General features: G+C 64.8%; 26 protein-coding genes and 1 pseudogene. 11 read left to right on the top strand and 16 right to left on the bottom strand.

The window, feature by feature from the left end; all coding sequences use genetic code 11:
- Positions 1 to 170: 170 nt before the first annotated feature.
- The 9 genes from ACLKOZ_RS08155 to ACLKOZ_RS08195 all read right to left on the bottom strand — a co-directional run bounded on the left by ACLKOZ_RS08155 (position 171) and on the right by ACLKOZ_RS08195 (position 4,996).
- Positions 171 to 638: a DUF805 domain-containing protein gene (locus ACLKOZ_RS08155; RefSeq protein WP_436474181.1), complete on the bottom strand. Its 468-nt coding sequence runs from the start codon at positions 636 to 638 to the stop codon at positions 171 to 173.
- A 210-nt stretch (positions 639 to 848) separates the two neighbouring features.
- The gene (locus tag ACLKOZ_RS08160) at positions 849 to 1,346 is read right to left on the bottom strand and encodes a Gmad2 immunoglobulin-like domain-containing protein (RefSeq protein WP_436474183.1); all 498 of its coding nucleotides are present in this window, start codon (positions 1,344 to 1,346) and stop codon (positions 849 to 851) included.
- 84 nt (positions 1,347 to 1,430) lie between these two features.
- On the bottom strand, positions 1,431 to 2,099 hold the full coding sequence (locus ACLKOZ_RS08165) for a cyclodeaminase/cyclohydrolase family protein (protein ID WP_436474185.1): 669 nt from the start codon (positions 2,097 to 2,099) through the stop codon (positions 1,431 to 1,433).
- 15 nt (positions 2,100 to 2,114) lie between these two features.
- Positions 2,115 to 2,540 (bottom strand): hypothetical protein, encoded by a 426-nt coding sequence (locus ACLKOZ_RS08170; protein WP_436474187.1) that lies wholly within the window; start codon positions 2,538 to 2,540, stop codon positions 2,115 to 2,117.
- A gap of 210 nt (positions 2,541 to 2,750) precedes the next feature.
- Positions 2,751 to 2,939, bottom strand: a complete 189-nt coding sequence (locus tag ACLKOZ_RS08175) for a hypothetical protein (protein WP_436474189.1) — start codon at positions 2,937 to 2,939, stop codon at positions 2,751 to 2,753.
- Positions 2,940 to 3,090: 151 nt separating this feature from the next.
- Positions 3,091 to 3,843 carry a GAF and ANTAR domain-containing protein gene (locus ACLKOZ_RS08180; RefSeq protein ID WP_436474191.1) on the bottom strand — a complete coding sequence of 251 codons (753 nt, stop codon included), beginning with the start codon at positions 3,841 to 3,843 and terminating at the stop codon, positions 3,091 to 3,093.
- 5 nt (positions 3,844 to 3,848) lie between these two features.
- Positions 3,849 to 4,208: a hypothetical protein gene (locus ACLKOZ_RS08185; RefSeq protein ID WP_337351276.1), complete on the bottom strand. Its 360-nt coding sequence runs from the start codon at positions 4,206 to 4,208 to the stop codon at positions 3,849 to 3,851.
- Positions 4,209 to 4,266: 58 nt separating this feature from the next.
- A complete protein-coding gene (locus tag ACLKOZ_RS08190; protein WP_436474193.1) occupies positions 4,267 to 4,767 on the bottom strand; it encodes an HAD domain-containing protein in 501 nt (166 codons plus the stop codon).
- Positions 4,768 to 4,792: 25 nt separating this feature from the next.
- Positions 4,793 to 4,996 (bottom strand): hypothetical protein, encoded by a 204-nt coding sequence (locus ACLKOZ_RS08195; protein WP_337351278.1) that lies wholly within the window; start codon positions 4,994 to 4,996, stop codon positions 4,793 to 4,795.
- A gap of 135 nt (positions 4,997 to 5,131) precedes the next feature.
- Here ACLKOZ_RS08195 and arfB point away from each other — a divergent pair, with 135 nt between their 5' ends.
- On the top strand, positions 5,132 to 5,554 hold the full coding sequence (gene arfB, locus ACLKOZ_RS08200; RefSeq protein ID WP_436474195.1) for an alternative ribosome rescue aminoacyl-tRNA hydrolase ArfB: 423 nt from the start codon (positions 5,132 to 5,134) through the stop codon (positions 5,552 to 5,554).
- 30 nt (positions 5,555 to 5,584) lie between these two features.
- Here the strand turns inward: arfB and ACLKOZ_RS08205 are convergent, their stop codons facing one another.
- The 3 genes from ACLKOZ_RS08205 to ACLKOZ_RS08215 form a co-directional block, all read right to left on the bottom strand.
- The gene (locus ACLKOZ_RS08205; protein WP_436474197.1) at positions 5,585 to 5,962 is read right to left on the bottom strand and encodes a hypothetical protein; all 378 of its coding nucleotides are present in this window, start codon (positions 5,960 to 5,962) and stop codon (positions 5,585 to 5,587) included.
- Positions 5,963 to 5,994: 32 nt separating this feature from the next.
- The gene (locus tag ACLKOZ_RS08210; protein WP_436474199.1) at positions 5,995 to 6,543 is read right to left on the bottom strand and encodes a hypothetical protein; all 549 of its coding nucleotides are present in this window, start codon (positions 6,541 to 6,543) and stop codon (positions 5,995 to 5,997) included.
- 91 nt (positions 6,544 to 6,634) lie between these two features.
- Positions 6,635 to 8,284, bottom strand: a complete 1,650-nt coding sequence (locus tag ACLKOZ_RS08215; protein ID WP_436474201.1) for a response regulator transcription factor — start codon at positions 8,282 to 8,284, stop codon at positions 6,635 to 6,637.
- A 97-nt stretch (positions 8,285 to 8,381) separates the two neighbouring features.
- On the opposite strand from ACLKOZ_RS08215, the gene ACLKOZ_RS08220 reads away from it, so the two are divergent.
- From ACLKOZ_RS08220 to ACLKOZ_RS08250, 7 genes are all read left to right on the top strand, one after another.
- On the top strand, positions 8,382 to 8,552 hold the full coding sequence (locus tag ACLKOZ_RS08220; protein ID WP_436474203.1) for a hypothetical protein: 171 nt from the start codon (positions 8,382 to 8,384) through the stop codon (positions 8,550 to 8,552).
- Positions 8,553 to 8,718: 166 nt separating this feature from the next.
- Entirely contained in the window at positions 8,719 to 9,744 is a 1,026-nt protein-coding gene (gene bioB, locus ACLKOZ_RS08225) for a biotin synthase BioB (protein ID WP_436474205.1), read from the top strand.
- Positions 9,741 to 9,998, top strand: a complete 258-nt coding sequence (locus tag ACLKOZ_RS08230) for a hypothetical protein (RefSeq protein WP_436474207.1) — start codon at positions 9,741 to 9,743, stop codon at positions 9,996 to 9,998. Before bioB ends, ACLKOZ_RS08230 begins: the two co-directional genes overlap by 4 nt.
- Positions 9,995 to 11,371: an adenosylmethionine--8-amino-7-oxononanoate transaminase gene (locus ACLKOZ_RS08235; protein WP_436474209.1), complete on the top strand. Its 1,377-nt coding sequence runs from the start codon at positions 9,995 to 9,997 to the stop codon at positions 11,369 to 11,371. The genes ACLKOZ_RS08230 and ACLKOZ_RS08235 overlap by 4 nt, the downstream gene beginning before the upstream one ends.
- 8 nt (positions 11,372 to 11,379) lie before the next feature.
- Positions 11,380 to 12,567: an 8-amino-7-oxononanoate synthase gene (locus ACLKOZ_RS08240; protein ID WP_436474279.1), complete on the top strand. Its 1,188-nt coding sequence runs from the start codon at positions 11,380 to 11,382 to the stop codon at positions 12,565 to 12,567.
- Positions 12,564 to 13,241, top strand: a complete 678-nt coding sequence (gene bioD, locus ACLKOZ_RS08245) for a dethiobiotin synthase (protein ID WP_436474211.1) — start codon at positions 12,564 to 12,566, stop codon at positions 13,239 to 13,241. The genes ACLKOZ_RS08240 and bioD overlap by 4 nt, the downstream gene beginning before the upstream one ends.
- Entirely contained in the window at positions 13,238 to 14,482 is a 1,245-nt protein-coding gene (locus tag ACLKOZ_RS08250) for a cytochrome P450 (protein ID WP_436474213.1), read from the top strand. Before bioD ends, ACLKOZ_RS08250 begins: the two co-directional genes overlap by 4 nt.
- Before the next feature lie 54 nt (positions 14,483 to 14,536).
- Here the strand turns inward: ACLKOZ_RS08250 and ACLKOZ_RS08255 are convergent, their stop codons facing one another.
- Positions 14,537 to 15,172: a dihydrofolate reductase family protein gene (locus ACLKOZ_RS08255; protein WP_436474215.1), complete on the bottom strand. Its 636-nt coding sequence runs from the start codon at positions 15,170 to 15,172 to the stop codon at positions 14,537 to 14,539.
- A gap of 245 nt (positions 15,173 to 15,417) precedes the next feature.
- Between ACLKOZ_RS08255 and ACLKOZ_RS08260 the strand changes: the two genes are divergently transcribed.
- Entirely contained in the window at positions 15,418 to 15,819 is a 402-nt protein-coding gene (locus ACLKOZ_RS08260; protein WP_436474217.1) for a RidA family protein, read from the top strand.
- Between the two features lie 55 nt (positions 15,820 to 15,874).
- Here the strand turns inward: ACLKOZ_RS08260 and ACLKOZ_RS08265 are convergent, their stop codons facing one another.
- Positions 15,875 to 16,183 (bottom strand): hypothetical protein, encoded by a 309-nt coding sequence (locus tag ACLKOZ_RS08265; RefSeq protein ID WP_436474219.1) that lies wholly within the window; start codon positions 16,181 to 16,183, stop codon positions 15,875 to 15,877.
- 367 nt (positions 16,184 to 16,550) lie between these two features.
- On the opposite strand from ACLKOZ_RS08265, the gene ACLKOZ_RS08270 reads away from it, so the two are divergent.
- Positions 16,551 to 16,766, top strand: a complete 216-nt coding sequence (locus ACLKOZ_RS08270; RefSeq protein ID WP_337347208.1) for a hypothetical protein — start codon at positions 16,551 to 16,553, stop codon at positions 16,764 to 16,766.
- Positions 16,767 to 16,827: 61 nt separating this feature from the next.
- Here ACLKOZ_RS08270 and ACLKOZ_RS08275 read toward each other — a convergent pair whose 3' ends face one another.
- Positions 16,828 to 17,214 carry a response regulator transcription factor gene (locus ACLKOZ_RS08275; protein WP_337347207.1) on the bottom strand — a complete coding sequence of 129 codons (387 nt, stop codon included), beginning with the start codon at positions 17,212 to 17,214 and terminating at the stop codon, positions 16,828 to 16,830.
- 167 nt (positions 17,215 to 17,381) lie between these two features.
- Here ACLKOZ_RS08275 and ACLKOZ_RS08280 point away from each other — a divergent pair, with 167 nt between their 5' ends.
- Positions 17,382 to 17,474, top strand: coding sequence for a three-helix bundle dimerization domain-containing protein (locus ACLKOZ_RS08280; protein ID WP_436474221.1), 93 nt, complete (start codon positions 17,382 to 17,384; stop codon positions 17,472 to 17,474).
- On the opposite strand, the pseudogene ACLKOZ_RS08285 reads toward ACLKOZ_RS08280, so the two are convergent.
- A pseudogene (locus tag ACLKOZ_RS08285) lies at positions 17,471 to 17,874 on the bottom strand (VOC family protein). The gene ACLKOZ_RS08280 and the pseudogene ACLKOZ_RS08285 overlap by 4 nt on opposite strands.
- Positions 17,875 to 17,882: the final 8 nt, after the last annotated feature.

The following is a 17,882-nucleotide window of genomic DNA, read 5'->3' on the forward strand; positions in this document are numbered from 1 at the left end:
AAGGCCCGCAGCCTTCCACTCTTCCGGAGTTTTCTGGATGAAACCTGACTGCCGAGCCCCCTCCGGCACGCGTGGGCGGCTGACTGAAGAGGAATGCAGAAGGGCCCGTTCGTCCGAACGGGCCCTTCTGCATATGGTGGGTCAGCTTCGTGGGCTAACCGAGTTGGGAGCTAGACGCCCGCCGGCCTGTCGTACTTCTGGCCTTCCGGTTTGGACGGCAGGATCGTCAGGACCAGCACCGCCAGGGCGCCGATGAAAGGCACCAGCAGGAGGAGGGCCAGCAGGCCGCTGAAGCCGCCGTCGTGGAGACGACGTACAACCAGCGCCAGGGACGGGACAATCGTGGCCAGCCCCCAGATGAGGGCCAGAATGCTTCCGACGCCAAAGTTTGGAGTGCCGTCGGCCGTCGTCGCCGGGCCGCTGATGATGTTAAGGACAATGCTCACAGCAAATGACACAAGAGCCCACCACCAGAACTCGCTCCGGCTGGCCCGGCCGGAGAAGGTGGCGTACTTCTTGAAGAACCGCTTGACGGCAACCGGGAACGGCGCTCCGTAGTACGGTGCCCAGAGCGGCGGCTCGCCGCCCTGGAAGGTCTGCGGCTGTGCCTGCTGCTGCGGGTATTGCGGATAGCTCATGGTGATTTCCCCCAAATTTGAGTGATAGGACGAGGCCATCGTACGACTCCGCCCGGGGAAGTTTGGCATTTCAATGGACAAAATTTACCTGAACTTACGAAGGGCAGTGGCAATGGCCCCAAGGTGTTCGGGCTTCTCCTTCATGTCCTGCGTCAAAAATTCCTGTCGGCTGGACTGCATCCCCTATGCCGTCACGCCACGGGGCAACCGTCAGGCAAGGAGCGGGATGCGGAAGACTTGGCCGGGAAAAATCAGGTTCGGATTGCTGATCCGGTCCCTGTTGGCTTGGAAAATGTCGTCGGCCGTGGTGTTTTGTCCCTGATCCCGGGCGATCTTTGTCAGGTTGTCACCGCTAACTACTTCGTAGAGCCTGAAGCCCTCCAGCCCCGTGAATACCGTAACCGGGACGACGTTCAGATCGGTCCCGGGCGGATTCATACCGGAGGCGTCCTCGCCGAAAACCTGAAGCATCATGTGGGTGGCCCGGGCCGTGAATCCGCCGAGTGAAACCTGATGCCCAAAGTCACGGATCACCCCCATGCTCCCCGCGCCCTGGATGTTGCCGGTGGCGACGATGTGCCCGGCAGCGTCGAGCACCCGCCACAGCACAGTGGCTTCAAATCCCGTGCCGAAGCCGGCGATCGTAAAGTCCCGGCCAACGACATCGTTTGATTTGGGCTGGCGGACTTCGATGAGTCGCGGCGCCATGGCTTACCTCCCACTGATCGGTTCGGTCCACCTTGAACTTACGGAAGTGCCGTTACTGAGGCGTTATTGCTGAACCTTCCGGGCTCACCCCAACGACGAGGCGTCAGTGGGGGCGGCCCGGTGGTCGATTCTCCCCGTCAAGCCGTCGATGCGGTCCAGGGCGGCATTGAAGCGCTCCACAGTGGCCCACAAGACAGGATGCTCTTCCCGGATCTGTTCGAGCGCGGCACCGGCGGCGGTCAGTTGTGCCAGGTCAAAACTGACGTTGGTGCGTGCCCCTGTCACCGCGGCGCGCAGGGCACCGAACGCGACGACGACATCGGAAATGAGCGCCGGGTTTCCGTTGGATGCCAGCCACCCCAGGTCATCGATGGCGTCGATGGCGCGTTCGCCGAGCACCGCCGATGCCTTGGCGGCTTCGATGGAGGCACGGTGTATCGCCTCCTCACGTTGCGGCCCCGGTTCAAGCCTGAAGGCAGCCCCGAAAGCAGCAGACGCCGACGCATCGTCGTCGGCCAGCCGAAGAGCGGCTTCCCGCAGGGAATGCGCCCGCGCGTGGAGAGCGTTGAGCGCCGCGTGTTGGGCCGCCCCAGGTTCCGTGTATCCGGCAACCATGGACGTCAGTGATGCGGCGATGGCCAGCATCACTCCCGTGCCGGCCCCACCGCCCGGCGAACCGTTGGACTCCGCTAAAGCCCGCGTCCAGTCTTCAACTGTCGAACGTTGCGTTGTAACCGCTTCAGAATCAGCCATGACTCTAAGTCTGCTCTACGGTTGAGGCTCTATGCGTGGTACGCCTTCCAATGAAAGGTCCGCCGGTGGGGCCGTGACGACGGCCGTTATCTCCTCGGACCGGAGCTCTGAAACGAGGATACCCAGCATTCCCTCCCCCATCCCTTTTGTCAGTTCGCCCTTGGTGTCAGCCCAAATCATCGGCCCAAGATGGGTCAGGTAAACGTCGGAAACGTAGTTGGGCGTGTACTCGGTGTCGTTCCCTTCGATCTCGGCAAGGGTAAGTTCCCTGCCGCTGTCACCCACATACGAAAAACGAATGGCTGCCCTTCCCAGCGCTTTAGCCGCCTTATCCCGGTCGTCAGTCATCACTAGGAAAGCCGGTGAGATGGACCAACCGTAGCCCCAGCCCTCTTCGTATTTTTCGCCCTGCAGATCGTAAATGTCAGGTGCGACGGTCACACGGGCCGCGCTCGTCACTGTGATCGTAGGGGCGTGTGAGGGACTTGGTTGAGGAAGCGGAGATCCAACTGCCCGGGTCACTGTGGGCCGCGCGTCGGGGCCCGGAGCCGGCAGGCCTGATCCGGCACATCCTGCCAACGTGAGCGAGAGGATCGCCCATGGTAGCCACTTGGAGCGCTGATCAAGTAAGACCTTGCGTGCTTTCACCGGCTAAACGCTTGCGTCCGGCCATTGATCCGGGTCGTAGCCGTGCAGGCCTGGAATGCGGCGCGGCCTTTGTGCGTGGTCAGGACGGTCCTCATGAACTTTCTCACCGCTGTCTGCCGATTCAGAAGCTTCGTCTCCGGCCTGCCCCTCGGCTTCCTGACGTTCTCCATCGTTGTGCTTGCTGTCAGCCATTCGGTGCTCCAACCACTCAGAGTGGGGGTCCATCTGCCTGAACCACTACGGAAACAGTAGCTTCAGGAGTACTTGCGGACACGCCGGATCGGCTCAAGATCCGGGCAATATTGCCTAAACTCCAAGGAGCGGAACGCACAGGGGAAGATCCCTAGCCGCGGTGGCGAGTGAGGATTTCTCCGCTGCGGGCGAGGTGGTCGGCGACGTCCCTGAGTTTGATATTGGATTCGGAACTGGCCCTCGTCAGGATTTGGAACGCCTGTTGGGAGCTGATTTTGAACCTTTCCATCAGGATTCCCTTGGCCTGTCCGATGAGGTCGCGTGTGTCCAGGGCCTGGTTGAGCTGGCTGATTTCCTGTGCGTCGGAAAAGGCGACCGCCGCGTGGGCGGCTACCAGCAGGCCGACCTGTTCTGATTCCTGATCGAAAACGTCAACGTCGTCGCCGTACAGGTTGAGGGCGCCCAGGTTGTCCCCCTCAACGAAAAGCTGGAACGCCAGCATGCTCCGGGCACCGGCGTCGTAGGCTGCCCGCGCGAAATCCGGCCAACGTTCCTCACGGCCCATATTCGGGACCCGGACAATCCGTTCCTCGTAGGCGGCGTCAATGCAGGGTCCCTGACCCGTGGCGCTCTGCAATGCATCCACCTTCCGGGGGAGATCTCCTGAGGCTGCCCGGGACTGGACGGTCCTCCTGCCCATGACGAGACTGACGGAGGCATCGGCAACGTGCGGGATCAGGTCCAGGGCAGCGTGAACAATGTCCACCAGCAGCGCTTCAGTGTCCTCCTCCTGCTGAAGCTCCCGGGCGAGATCGCTGAGCTGGCCGGCGAGATCGCCACCCACCCGCGGTTCAGGTGCAGCGGCGGCCCGGGCTTCTCCCGTCCTGAAGGTCATGTCCTTCATCTCTGCTACGGTCCTTGCTCCTGTTCGCCTGCCTGGGATGCCTGCTTGTCCTCCGGTTCGGGGACGACCTGATTGGCAATCAGGTCCACGCGGTCGGCGGCGGTCAGCCGCTCATCGTTCTGTATGGCGGCTACATCCCCACCGTTGACCTCCGGAGCACCGGAACTCCCCGTTTCCGTACCCGGCTTGGCCGTCTCCTCGTGGTGTTCGGCCTTATGGCGTGCCTCATCGAGGTGATGCTCCAGCTTCTCCTCCGCGTCCCGCCGGCGCTGTCCGACAGTCCGTATCTGCTGCGTGGTTGGAGCCGCATGCGCGTGCTGGTGCGGGCCAAGATCATGCGGCTGTTCTGGGTATTTATCACTCATAAAGGCATCGTCCCACCGGACGCGCGCTGCGGGAAGAGGCCCTCTGGGCCCGGGCGGATCAATCGTCCGGACTGTCATTCGTTAACACCTCGACAGCGACGACGTGCAATTCCGACAGCCCCTGCGCCGGAGCCGGCTTCTCCAGCAGGACCGGCTGGTGATGGTTGTGGGCCCATTCCCGGGCGTCGGACCCCAGCACGTCATCGATCCACACCACGGCGTCCCAGTCTGCTTCGCCGAGGAGTTCCTTTGTGGCCAACCACCGGCGCACCGACCGGAGCTTCGGCGTCGGCTCTTCGATGTCCTCGGCACGCATGGACACCGTTACCCGCAAGGGTTCCTCGTCCAGCTGCAGCCGCGACTCCAAGCTGGCCGTTGCGTCAGCCGGCCACGTTGAAACCCACGCGATCCGTCCGCACCGGGCAAGCCTTCTGACGAGGGAAACGGTGCCATCCGACAGCACCAACTCCGTCGGATCCCCTTCCCTGCCAGGGCGGGCCACAGGGTTGAGCACGCCATCAACGTCGAGGAGGATAATCGGCTTCACAGTCGCGGCCACGAACTAATCGCAGCGGTTTCCGCAACTAGCCGGCGGGCGCAACGACGTCCTCCAGCATCGACCTGTCAAAGAAACGGATCTCGCCCGTCGCCTCGAAGAAGACCGGGACTACTGATGTGCTGGGGTCCTTGGACGTTTCGTAGATATCAGGCGCACTTCCATGCTTCCGGGCAATTGTTCCAACCAGGTCGGTACCGCGAACCCGGACGGTTCGGTATTTGTAGCTCATGGTGACCCCTTCGTCGACTAGGGCAAACCCTACTCCTGGAGTTGTACTCCTGGGACCTTGCAGCCCAGCCGGGACCCCGGTGTTGCCGCCCGAAAGGAGTCTTCACCCGTGCCCATGTTGTGCAACGCTTGGTGCATGGATCTGGAGGTGTCGCCCGCGCTCACGATACCCGCCTCGGAACTCGGCTGGCGGTTTTCGAGGTCGTCCGGACCTGGCGGACAACACGTCAACACCTCGGACAGCCGCGTGGAGCTTTTCTGGAACGTCTGCACCTCGTCGGCGCTGTCGGACGTCCAACGAGTGAGGCTGCTGACGCGTCTCGAACCGCGTCTAGTCGCCGGGGTGATTACTTTGGCCGTCTCCGAGCAGCGCTCCCAACTCCGCAATCGCGAGATCGCCCTGGCCAAGCTCGCTGGCCTGGTGGCAGAGGGTATTGCTCCCGAAGCGGCCCGCCGCCGGGCGACCAAACCTACGCGGGGCTCGAACCGCCGTCGCCTTGCCGCAAAGCAACAGCGTGCGGCGACGAAACAGCAAAGGAAGCGTCCACCAGCCGAGTAGCTCAGCCGCCACGGGTGTCCATTCGGATAGTCAGCTCGCCTCGGATTGCAGGTTTTGCGCTACCACTGCCAGCGTACGGGCGAGCTCGTCGCTCGGGCTGAACTCCACCAATTCTGTACCTGGAGCAAGCTCATCAGTATGGCCGGGAGCCGTGTAGTAGGCCTCACCCGCTTCGACGATCTCGTCCCCCGCGGGCGTGTGCATGATGAGCCTGCCCTTGACGACATATCCCCAGTGGTGGCTCTGGCACAGGTCATCGGGCAAGCCTTGGTAGAACGGCGTGAAATCGCCTCCCTCCTCGAATTTTTCGAATGCGATCGTGTATCCGTCGGCTTCCCGATAGCGGCCCTCATAGCCGGTCATGCGCTCCACCCGTGCGGTCTCGTCGTCTTTTGATAGCTTTGCCATCGTCTTGTTCCTTTTCTTGTCTTCTGCGCGGGTCACGCCCGTGCTGTGGTTTCCGCGGCCGCGATCAGCCGCTGCAGCCCTGCCCTGCTTGCCCGCGCCCACTCACGCGCGGCGAGTGACCGCAAGACGGGAGTTCCAAACATCGCCAGCATGCCGGGCAGGGCGGTCGCCCGGACCAGGCGGCAGGTGTAGGTCACGTTGCTCTGGTTTCCGTCCGGCCGTATTTCATACCGGTGCACCAGGAGCCAGTCCGCCGGCGTCCCGTTTTTCTTGGACTCCAATGCCGACTCCGTGACCCGCTCGAACGTTGATGGTCGAATGGCTTCCGTGACGACTGAGGAGTCCCGCATCCGGCATATGGAGTCCTCGGCCGTGGACGTGAACTCCGTCCCGGCCAAGGCCTGCCCCGGTGGGGCATCCATGGACAAAAGCGTTGAAGCCTCGGCGCCTCCCCACCCGGGATGGCCGGCCAAATCAGCGAGGACATCGAAAACCGTATGTGCTGGGACGGCGCTGTGCTCACGGACGGTCACGGCAACCTCGCGATTAAGGACGTTGGCTGCAGTTCTTTGCTGCTTCATTTCCGCACCTCCTAGGGAAATATTCTGCGGACACCCCAAGAATGCGCTGCCGCCGGATGAAAAGGATGGGGGGCATCCCCCATTTGCGGTCCTATTCCACGAGGGAGTGCCGCAGCGCGAAGGCGGCCGCTTCGCCACGGCTGCGCAGCTGCAGTTTGGCCAGGATGCTGCTCACGTGGTGCTCGGCTGTTTTGGCGCTGATAAAAAGGCGCTCCGCGATTTCAGCGTTGGTCATGGCCTCTGCGAGCAGGGCGAGTACTTCACGTTCCCGCCGCGACAGCAGGCCCAGTGCCTTAGGACCCGTGCGGGCAGGGCCGCCCAGGGATCGAAGGAGCGCAGCCGCCTTGTCGGCCAAACCGTTAGCGCCGGCGCCGTCGAACACTGCAAGCGCCACCCCGGCCTCGTGCACAGCCACTTCACGGTCCGACTCGCGCAAAGCTTCGGCCAATGCGAGCCGTGCCCGCGCAGCCTCAAGCGGCATGGTCAACTCGCCGAAAATCGCGATCGCTGAGTCGAGCCGTTCGTGCGCCAAGTCGGTGTTACCGACGGCGGCCGCGACGCGACCACCTGTCAGGAGGGACGACGCGATGGCGCGGGGCCAGCGTGTCGCGGAAGCAATCCTGTCCAGGCGTTCTGCGGTCGCCACGGCCTGGCTCGGGACGTGTTGAGCAAGTTCCACCTCCGCAAGCAGCGCGAGCAGTGGAACGGTAAGCAAGCCCTCGCCGACCTGATGGATCCGGCGGTGCAGCAGCGCCGCAGCCACAGCTGTGTCACCAGCCGCGAGACGCACCGCCGCCGTCGCCCGCAACGCGTCGGTGCGGTCTTCAAAGCCCGCGAGCAAGCGGCTTGCTTCCTCCACGCGGCCCTGCAGCAGCCGCAGCTCCGCAAGCTTTGCTGCCGGGTGCACGCATCGGGCACGGTGACCGCCCAGTTCCAGCTCGCGGAGCGTTTTGCTGAGCCAGTCCTCGGCACTGGCGATGTCGCCGGAGGCGAGGAAGATCTCCGCGCAGCACGTGCCACAAAATTCCAGGAGCGCGGGGTGCCCCGTACTTTGCATGAAGCGCAGGAGGATCTTGTTCCACTGGCCCAGGCGGGAAGTGTCGCAGGCCTCTTCGCTGGCCCGTGTAACCATGCAGCAGATATCGCCGAAAACTATCTTGTCGCGAAGTTCGCCCGCCGTAACCACCACCATCGCCTCATCAACCAGCGTCATCCCCTCCGGTACGTCGCCAGCGGCAATGGTCCCGAGGCCCAGGAGCGCCAGGGCCGTTGCTTCAAGATCCGGATCATTGCAGCTCCGCGCAACTTCCAGCGAGGTTCGGGCGTCGTCACGCGCCGTTGCCGGGTCAGTGCGCAACAGCCCGCGAGTCACAGCCAGCCACCCGCGGTCGACGCCGTCCGGGAGGCCGGCTGCGATGCCCTCGGCACGCGCAAGCCAGCCGCGGCTGACCGGCTCGTTGCCCAGCGACTCTGCATATTCCCGCGCCAACCACAGTGCTGAGCGGAATGCCCTCGCGTCCTGGCCGAAACGACGAAAGCCGGCGTAAGCCGCCGTGCGCGCGGCCACAGCCTGGTCCACGTTCCGAAGCCACCACAGCGCGGTTGCCAGGCCGTCGTGGGCCTCTGGCTGGTCACGGATCGCCAGCACGGAGTCGAATACGGCTGCGGCCGCTGCCCAGTCGGCAGACGCAAGGAGGCTTTCGCCTTCCGCAAGGCGTTCAGACACCGCGGCGTCGACCATGAATCCATTCTGCTCCCGCGAGTGCCCCCCTCATAGCGTCCGGGTCCCTGTCGCCCGTGTTAGCCGGCGATAAACTGGCTTCGAAGTCGTCGGTGCCGTGCAGTCCTTTGACGGCGCGGGCGTCCAGCTTGAGCGCGGTACCCCGGTGGAACCTGACGCCGTCATCTGCGCCGCCGCTCCGTCTGCCCAGGGGCTTCCTGCCCTTGAGGGACCTGCGCTGTGGACGGACGTTGCCACCCGCGAAGGGCTAACGCAATGGCGAGTCTAGGAGGACACTCCGCAGGCGCGAGTCGCGCCCTCCTGAGTAAAGCAGCACGCGGTCCGTCCAACGTCGGCTTCAGCACCTTGTCGAAACCCAACAAAATCCCGCCTGCAACCGGGAACTACCGTCAGATCACAAGAAATATCCGCACCTAAGCACCCTAGGACGATCAATGACGATGCAGCCAGACCTCCAGGCCAAGCCCGGCACCATCCTCGAAACCGCCCGCACACAGGTCCTTGACCAGGGTATCGGCCTCTCCGAAAGCCAGCTCCTGGAAATCCTCCGGCTGCCGGACAGCGACTTGCCCGCCGCCCTGCAACTGGCGCACGAAGTCCGGCTCAAACACTGCGGCGAAAACGTCGAAGTCGAAGGCATCATCTCCATCAAGACCGGCGGCTGCCCCGAGGACTGCCACTTCTGCAGCCAGTCCGGCCTCTTCGACTCCCCCGTCCGCGGCGTCTGGCTCGACATCCCCGAACTGGTGAAGGCCGCAAAGGAAACCGCTGCCACGGGAGCCACCGAATTCTGCATCGTCGCGGCTGTCCGCGGACCCGACATCAAGCTCATGAACCAGATCAAGTTCGCCATCGACCGCATCAACGAAGCAGTGGATATCAACATCGCCTGCTCCCTCGGCATGCTCACCCAGCGGCAGGTGGACCAGCTCGCCAGCTGGGGCGTGCACCGCTACAACCACAACCTCGAGACCGCCCGCAGCTACTTCCCGGAGGTCGTCACCACCCACAGCTACGAGGAACGCCTGGACACCTGCAACATGGTCAAGGACGCCGGCATGGAGCTCTGCTGCGGAGCGCTGATCGGCATGGGCGAAACAGTGGAGCAGCGGGCAGAACTCGCAGTCCAACTGGCGGCACTGGAACCCCACGAGGTGCCACTGAACTTCCTCAACCCCCGGCCCGGCACTCCCTTGGAAAACCAGGGCATCATGGACGGCAAGGACGCCCTCCGCGCCATCGCCGCCTTCCGCCTCGCCATGCCCCGCACCGTGCTCCGCTACGCCGGTGGCCGGGAACTGACCCTCGGCGACCTCGGAACCCGCGAAGGCCTCATGGGCGGCATCAACGCCGTCATCGTGGGCAACTACCTCACCACCCTGGGCCGGCCGGCTACCGCGGACCTGAACCTCCTGGTCGAGCTGAACATGCCCATCAAGGAACTCCAGAAGACGCTATGAACCGGGTTTCGCTCCCCAACGCTTCAACCGCCGGCGACGCAGCGGGCCCAACCACGGCTGCGTTTTGCGGTCTCTGCGGCGAGCCGAACGACGGCGGCACCGGCCCGGCGTCGGACGTTCACCACCGTTGCCGCGAACGGCTCGCCATGGAGCCGCCGCGGTACTGTGCCGCCTGCCGGCGCCGCATGAAGGTCCAGGTCACTCCGCTGGGCTGGTCCGCCGAGTGCTCGCGCCACGGCGTGCTCGCACCATGATCGATGAGGCGCAGCCGGGTCTGATCCAGCGGGACCGTGCGCGGTTGTGGCATCCCTACGCGCCCGCCTCGCAGGGCCTTCCGCTGTGGGAAGTGGAGGCGGCCGACGGCGTGCGGCTGCGGCTTCGGGGCGAGGACGGCACTCGCCACGAGGTGGTGGATGCGATGTCTTCGTGGTGGTCGGTCGTCCATGGTTACCGCAATCCGGTGCTGGACGCGGCGGCAAAGCGGCAGTTGGACAGCTTCAGCCATGTGATGTTCGGTGGCCTCACGCACGCCCCGGCGGTTGAACTGGCCGAGCGGCTGGTGGAGATGGCGCCGTCCGCACCTGGACGGGCGCGGCTGGAGCGGGTATTCCTGGCCGACTCGGGTTCGGTGGCCGTGGAGGTTGCGCTGAAGGTGGCAGTACAGTTCCAGACCGCCTCCGGGCACCCCCTGAGGCAGCGTTTCCTCAGCATCCGTGGCGGGTACCACGGCGATACCTTCGCGGCGATGGGTGTCTGCGATCCCGTTGACGGCATGCACTCCGCCTTCCCGGGCCTGCTGGCCGCCAACGTCTTTGCACCCCGACCGCCGGCGGCTTCTTCCGCGACACCGGAGACCGTGCGGGTTTGGGCGTCCGAACTCGCGGACATTGCGGCCGCGCATGCCGGGGAGTTGGCCGCGATTATCGTCGAACCGGTCCTCCAGGGTGCCGGCGGGATGCACGCGTACCCGGCCGAATGCCTGACGGTGCTGCGACAGGTGGCGGACCGGCATGGGCTGCTGCTCATCTTCGACGAGATCGCCACCGGTTTTGGCCGTACCGGCGAACTGTTCGCGGCTGATCATGGTGGCGTTGTGCCGGACATCATGTGCGTGGGCAAAGCCCTCACCGGCGGGTACCTGACCCTGGCCGCCATGCTCTGCACAGGGGAAATTGCGTCGACGGTATCCGGCGGCAAGGTCGGGGCGCTGCTTCACGGCCCCACGTTCATGGGCAACCCGCTGGCGTGCGCAGTGGCCAACGCCAGCCTCGGCATCATCGACGGCGGCGGCTGGCGGGCCGACGTCGCACGGATCCGTGCAGGCTTGGAAGCGGGGCTCGCCCCTGCAGTTGACCTTGAATCCGTCCGTGATGTCCGCACCATCGGCGCCGTCGGCGTCATCGAACTGCACGACGCCGTCGACGTCACGGCGGTCACTGCCGCAGCCATCCGGCACGGGGTCTGGCTCCGGCCGTTCCGCAACCTCGTCTACACGATGCCACCGTATATCAGCACCGCGGCCGATATTGGGCAGATTACCGCGGGGATGAGGGCCGCCATCGCCGAAGTCCATGAGCGCGTCCCGGAACGGAAGTACGTCCCTGCAGGATCGGGTGGTCCGGCATGAGCAACTCCATGACCCAGTGGCTTGGGCGGCAGGCCGCAGTCCGGGACCGCCGGGGCCTTGTCCGCCGCACACTCGCCCGTGACGCGGACGAACGGTTCACCGACCTGGCCAGCAACGACTATCTGGGCCTCTCGGCCGACCCTCGGGTGGCTGCTGCTGCGGCGGCGGCCGCATCCCTGTGGGGCGCTGGGGCCACGTCCTCACGCCTCGTCGCCGGCACCACCCGGCTGCACCTGGACCTGGAGCAGGAACTGGCCGGGCTGGCGGGAATGGAGACGGCGCTGGTGTTCTCCTCCGGCTATCTGGCCAACATCGGGGTCATCACTGCGCTCGGCGGCCCCGGGACCCTGATCGTCGCCGATGAACACTGTCACGCCTCGATGATCGACGGCTTCCGGCTTAGCCGCTCCCGCACCGAAACGTTCGCCCACAACAGCGTGGAGGAAGCCGGGCGCCTGCTGGCCGACCGGAATGAACCGCGCGCTCTCCTCGCCGTCGAATCCGTCTACAGTGTCCTCGGCGACGAAGCCCCGCTTCCTGCCCTGCTGGCCCTGGCAGAACAGTACGACGCCATGCTGCTTATCGACGAGGCGCACAGCCTCGGCGTCACCGGTACCGGTAACTTCCAGGGCCACGGCTCTGTGGCCGGAACTTTCCTGGCCGGACATCCGAACGTGGTGGTGACGGCGACGCTGTCCAAAGCCTTGGGGAGCCAGGGCGGGGCTGTCCTGGGATCCAGACTGCTGCGCGAGCACCTCGTCAACAGGGCCCGGAGCTTCATCTTCGACACTGGCCTGGCGCCCGCCTCCGCGGCGGCGGCCCTCGCCGCCGTACGGATCATTCGGGACGAGCCCTGGCGGGCCGGAGCCGTTCACCGCAACGCAGCGGCGCTGGCCGCCGGCCTCGCCCCGGCCCTCGCGGCCCGCGGCACGGCTGACGTCGTGCCCGTCGTCAGCCGTCCCGTCGTCGAACAAACAGCAGGGGCGGTCCAATCTGTCGCCATGCCGTCCGCCGAATCGGCCTTGGCGGCTGCCGCTGCCGCGCGCACCGCCGGCGTCCGGATCGGCTGCTTCCGTCCGCCATCTGTCCCGGATGGGATTTCACGGCTGCGGCTCACTGCCCGCGCCACCCTTACCCTCGAGGAAATCGAAGACGGCTGCGCAGTGCTGCGCGGCATTTTGGAGGAGCATCAATGAACCTGCCGGGCATCATCCTGGTCACCGGAACCGACACCGGCGTTGGAAAAACCATCACGACGGCGGCCCTCGCCGCCCTCCTCCGCGGAGCAGGGCGCAGCGTCGCGGTGTACAAACCGTGCCAATCAGGCGCCGCCGAGGGCGATTCCGACGCCGCCGAGATCGTCCGGCTCGCCGGCCCCGTGACTGCTGAAACCGGAGTGGTACTGCAGCCACCGCTGGCACCCGTGGCCGCAGCCGCCGTCGACGGGACGCCGCTCCCACGAGTGGCTGCGCACGCCGAGCGGGTCCGCGAGCTGGCAACGTCTCACCACCACGTCCTGGTTGAGGGGGCGGGCGGCCTGCTGGTGGAGCTGGATTCCGACGGCGGCACCCTGGCGGAGCTCGGGTCAATCCTGGCCGCGGCATTCGTACTGGTCGCCCGGCCGTCCCTCGGCACGCTGAACCACACTGCCCTGACCCTCGAGGCGCTGGCAGCGCGGGACCTTCTGGTCCTGGGCGTGGTACTCGGAAGCTGGCCACACACGCCGGACGTTGTGCACTTCAGCAACCGGCAGGTGTTCGGATCGCTGCGTGTACCCTTGCTTGGTGCCCTCCCGGAGCACGCCTCTGACCTGACCCCTGCGGATTTCCGTACCGGGGCAGCTGCCTGGCTGAACGGACTGCCCGGATGAACCCCGCGTTGACGGGCCAGAAACCCGCGGAGGGTCTGGTAGACAGCCCGGGACCGCAGGGCGTCCCAGGAGTGGTTGACGGCGTTGCCGGGGCCTGCTGCCCATACCTCGTAGTGCGTGACCCGGACGCGGTCCGTGACGTGCTGCACCGACCGGGCGACTTCAGCCCAGGGAACGCACTCGTCGCGGTCACGCCCCTCGCAGGGCCTGCCCTGCGCGTGCTGCAAGGGGTGCGCTTTGCGCTGCCTCCCATTTTGGCCAGCAACGATACCGACACGCATGCCGGAATCCGCAAGGTCGTGGCGGGATTCTTTACTCCAGCTACAGTTGCGGCCTTCGAGCCGCGGATCCGGGAACTGGCCCGCGAAGCTGCACGGAACGCCGCGGACGGGCTCGAATCTTCCGGCCACGTGGACCTCGTGCAGGCAGTGGCGGCGTTTCCGCCTGCCGTCGTGATGCTCGAACTTCTCGGGCTTCCCGTTCGGGATCTTGTTGACCTCAAGCGCTGGGGCCTGGACTCCATGGAGCTTTTCTGGGGCTGGCCCGATGAGGACCGGCAACTGGAACTGGCCCGCAGCGCCGCGGATTTCTACGTCTGGCTTCGGCAGCTCGCAGCGGAATCCAAGAAGGCCCCCGGGCGGAACCTGTTCAAATCCCTGGCCGAACACGGCCTGTCCACACCTGAAATCTGCTCGCTGGGCTACTTCCTGCTGATCGCCGGACAGGAAACAACCACGCAGCTGATCAGCACCACGCTGTTCCGCCTCCTGGAGGGGTCCGCGCCCGTGGCCTGGAAAGACGCTGCCACCGAAGCGGGTTCCCGGACCATGGTCCAGCACGTGCTGGCCACCGAGTCGTCCGTGCCGACCTGGCGCCGCGTGGCAGCCCACGATACACAGCTTGGTGGCGGCCTGATCCCTGCCGGTGCGGAAATTCTCCTCGAACTCAGTGGAAATCACATCACCGCTCCGGGCGGAGCCGAGCGTCTGTCCATGTCTTCGAAGGAGGCCATGTCTTCGAAGGAGGCCCAGCGCGGTCGAACTACAGGCCCTGGCCTGGTCTTCGGCTCCGGCATCCACCGCTGCCTCGGGGCCAAGCTGGCGGAACTGGAAGCTGCTGTCATTGTTCAGGAGGCCGCCACTGCACTGCCGGAAGTGCAGTTGCGGGTGGACCAGCCCGACTGGATCAGGCTCCTGTCCTTTCAGGCTCCCCGGACTGTCACCGTTGCAAACCGCGGGTGAGCCCTTGCAGCGGGCGGGCTGGACAACAAACTGAGCCGCTGCCCACGGTTTGACTCAGGCCGGACTGCTGCCAGGTGGGCCGCTGAGCACCGTAGGGATGTATTCGAGCAACTGGAGCCTGCCATCGAAGATCCTGCTATCCACCATCTCGAGCGATACGTCCGGATAGCCGTCGTAGATCCGCTCCTGCCCGGTGCGGCCTGTGATGACCGGAAAGATGACGAGCCGGAATCTGTCCACCAGGCCAGCCGTCAGCAGTGAACGACAGAGGCTGAGGCTGCCTAGGGTGCTCAGGGATCCAGTTCTGGTCCTTTTCATCTCCCGCACAGCCTCCACCGCGTCCCCGGTGACCAGCTCCGAGTTCGGCCACGTCAGGGGCGCCTGCAGCGTGGAGGAGAAGACGATCTTGGGGACGGCGGCAAGGCCCGTGAGGCTGGCACCCTCATTCTCGGAGAATCCCGAGCCCTCAGCCGCGGCTTCCTCAGACATGCTGGACATGAGCCGGTACGTGTTCGCCCCGAGAAGGAAGGTGTAATCCTTCTCCCCTTCCTTCTCCAGCCAAGCCAGGTATTCCGGCCCCTCCAAACCCCACCAACCGGGCCATCCCTCGGCTGAGGCATACCCGTCCAGGGAGATGATGAGGTCAATCATCAATGTCGCTGATGACGTTTCCGCAGTTTGCTCGCCCATGGCCGTCTCCTGAATCTGGTCGACGTCGCTGTCTGCCCGGGACGCTCAGTCCATGACCGGCACCACGCTGCAGAGGTGCGCCGTCGGCGCCCGTGCCGGCAATGCTAGCTCTGGGGCGAACAGGAGTTCAAGGGGGCAGGACTGAGGGAAAGTGGCGCCTTTGATCTTAGTGGCGTTCACCATCGCAGGCCATCGCCAAAAGCACGGGCGTGCCCTCAATCTGAAGTCAGTGGGAACATACAGGCATGGCATCCATACAGCGCATCCGTCCCCAGGGGCTCGTCTCGAGCCCGGCCTTCAGCCACGTCGCCATCGTGCCGCCCGGCGCGACCACCATCTACGTCGGCGGTCAGAACGCGGTCGACGTCGACGGCTCGCTCGTCGGCAGGGGCGACGTAGCGGCGCAGTCCGCCCGCGCCCTCGAGAACGCGAGAACCGCCCTCGCCGCGGCCGGCGCGACCCTCGCCGACGTTGTGCACTGGACAGTGCTCTTCGTCGACGGCGCCGACCTCGCGGCGGGGTATGGGGCGATCGCGGCGGAACTGGCGTCCGATGAACCGGCCCTGGTCACAGCGGCACGAGTGGCCGGGCTGGGTGTGCCCGGCGCCCTCGTCGAGATCAGTGCGGTGGCCGCCGTGCTGCGATGAAGCTCCGGCGTGCTTGAGATGGTTGAGCTCAGCCGCTGAAGGCCATCATCCGAGGTCAGGAACCAGCGTTACGCCGGAGTGCTGGCTCAACATCACGTGCTTCCTGATAGTTCTCGTCGTATTTTTCTTCACGCGGCTCGTCGAACGGGGATCCACCAGGAAGGCCTCCTTCCGCCAGGCCTCGAATAAGCACATGCCGCAGCGATGGCTGGCTGTCAGCACCGGCAGCGAAGGCGGTGACTGAGGCGGTGTTCGTCACCATGGTGTTTGCGATCTGGTCCACCCCTGCAGCACCAGCCGCCGCCAACAGAACGACCGCCCCGGCCGCCAGTGCAGGAACAACGGTCTTCTTCCAAAGCCTCATAACCCGATCATGATGCCGCAGGTTGAGAACAGATCCAGAAACATCTTTGGAGACGCTATGAAGTTCCTCCGCACAAACGTTCGCCCATAACCGAATGGCATGCCGCAGGCCCGCTACCTTTTGTTCACCCGGTCCGCGAAAGATTCATCATGCTTTATGTTGCGCCCAGGGCCACTGATCATTCAGACTGACTAGAGATCCGCAGGAGTTCTTCCGCCGATCCACACAGCCGGCCCTCGCCGACCACCGCCCCATCAGAGCATGCCGGGCACCCCTTTCGAATCACAGCCCTTCAGCCTCCCGGGGGCGTTCCCGCCCCGAAACAAGCCCGAGGCACCGGCATCTCTCCCCTGAGAAAGAGACCACAATGATCCAGCGCCACTCTGACCTCGTCCTGGAAATCACCGGCTACGATCCCCACACCATAGAAAATGACCTCAATACCGCCGTAGAGATCGCGCGCGAGCACGCCATGCAGCAAGGACTTTACGGAATACTGGTCACCCAGCACGGCTACACCAGATACACAGTGGCAGTCAGCCGCGACGTCCCCTTCGGTCAAACACTCGAATACCGCGAATAACGCCTCCGACGATGTTCCCCACCTCATCCGGCGGCCCGAAACGCCTTCACGAAGAGTTGGGCTACTCCGGTGTCTGCATAGAGCTGGGGGCCGGGCAGAGGCCATTGACCGCGTCCCGAAGTTCACCAGGATGGAAAGGTTTGATGAGGTACGCGGAAGCTCCCGCAGCCATGCCGTTGAATTGGTCGGCTGCTGAGGCCCGTGCCGTGATCATCAGCAGTGGGGCGGCGCTCAGTTCCCGGACGTTTTTGGCTATTTGAAGCCCGTCCAGGTCAGGCAGGCCCAGATCCAGGGTAATGAGTGCCGGGTCAAGGCCCCGAAGCTGATGCAGGGCGGCAGAAGCTGTTCGCACGGCGCGGACTTCAAACCCGACACGTTTGAGGACGACGCCGATCAGGCCGGCGATATCCTCGTCATCCTCGATGACAAGGCAGATTCCCCTCGACATGGCGCCCCCCGGCTCGTGTATGGCATCAGCATAGCGATCCTGGGCCTACTCCACCTAGGACGGCCAGCTATTTAACCGTGCGACCCCGGCCAACGGATGCAATCCGGGTACGGCAGAGGCGCACGCGCGGCAGTTGACTGTCCTGCCTGTCGGGCCGAAACTTTGGGATGACCAACGAACCCGAAGTCCGGGACTACGTTCCACTTCTTGTCGAACGGGCCGCGAGACTTCGCCTGTCCCGTCCCGGCCGGCTTCGTTAGCGCGTACCCACGTTCAGGTGTGCGTCCCTCATACCAGGGGGTGTCATGCCCTGCGAGACCCAGCGGTTGCCGTCCGGGTCACCGAAGTAGGCAAATTGCACTCCGCCCATGTCGTGGATTTCACTGATGTCTGCGCCCGCCCCAGGAGCTCCGCGCGAACTGAGCCGATGTCGGGGACAACGAGCTGTAGCCCCTCCAGGCTGCCAGGCTCCATACTCGTCATTCCGGTACCTATGACGATCGATGTAGCGGATCCTGGAGGTGTCAGCTGAACGACCCTCATCCCAGGGATGTGCTCAACATCGTGGTCGAGGACAAATCCCAGCTTTTCCGTGTAGAAGGACTTGGACGCGTCAACATCCGCGACCGGTACTTGCACAACCTCAAGGCGCATCTCCATCTGCCCCA

Source organism: Arthrobacter sp. R4 (genome assembly GCF_051365025.1).
Classification (GTDB): domain Bacteria; phylum Actinomycetota; class Actinomycetes; order Actinomycetales; family Micrococcaceae; genus Arthrobacter.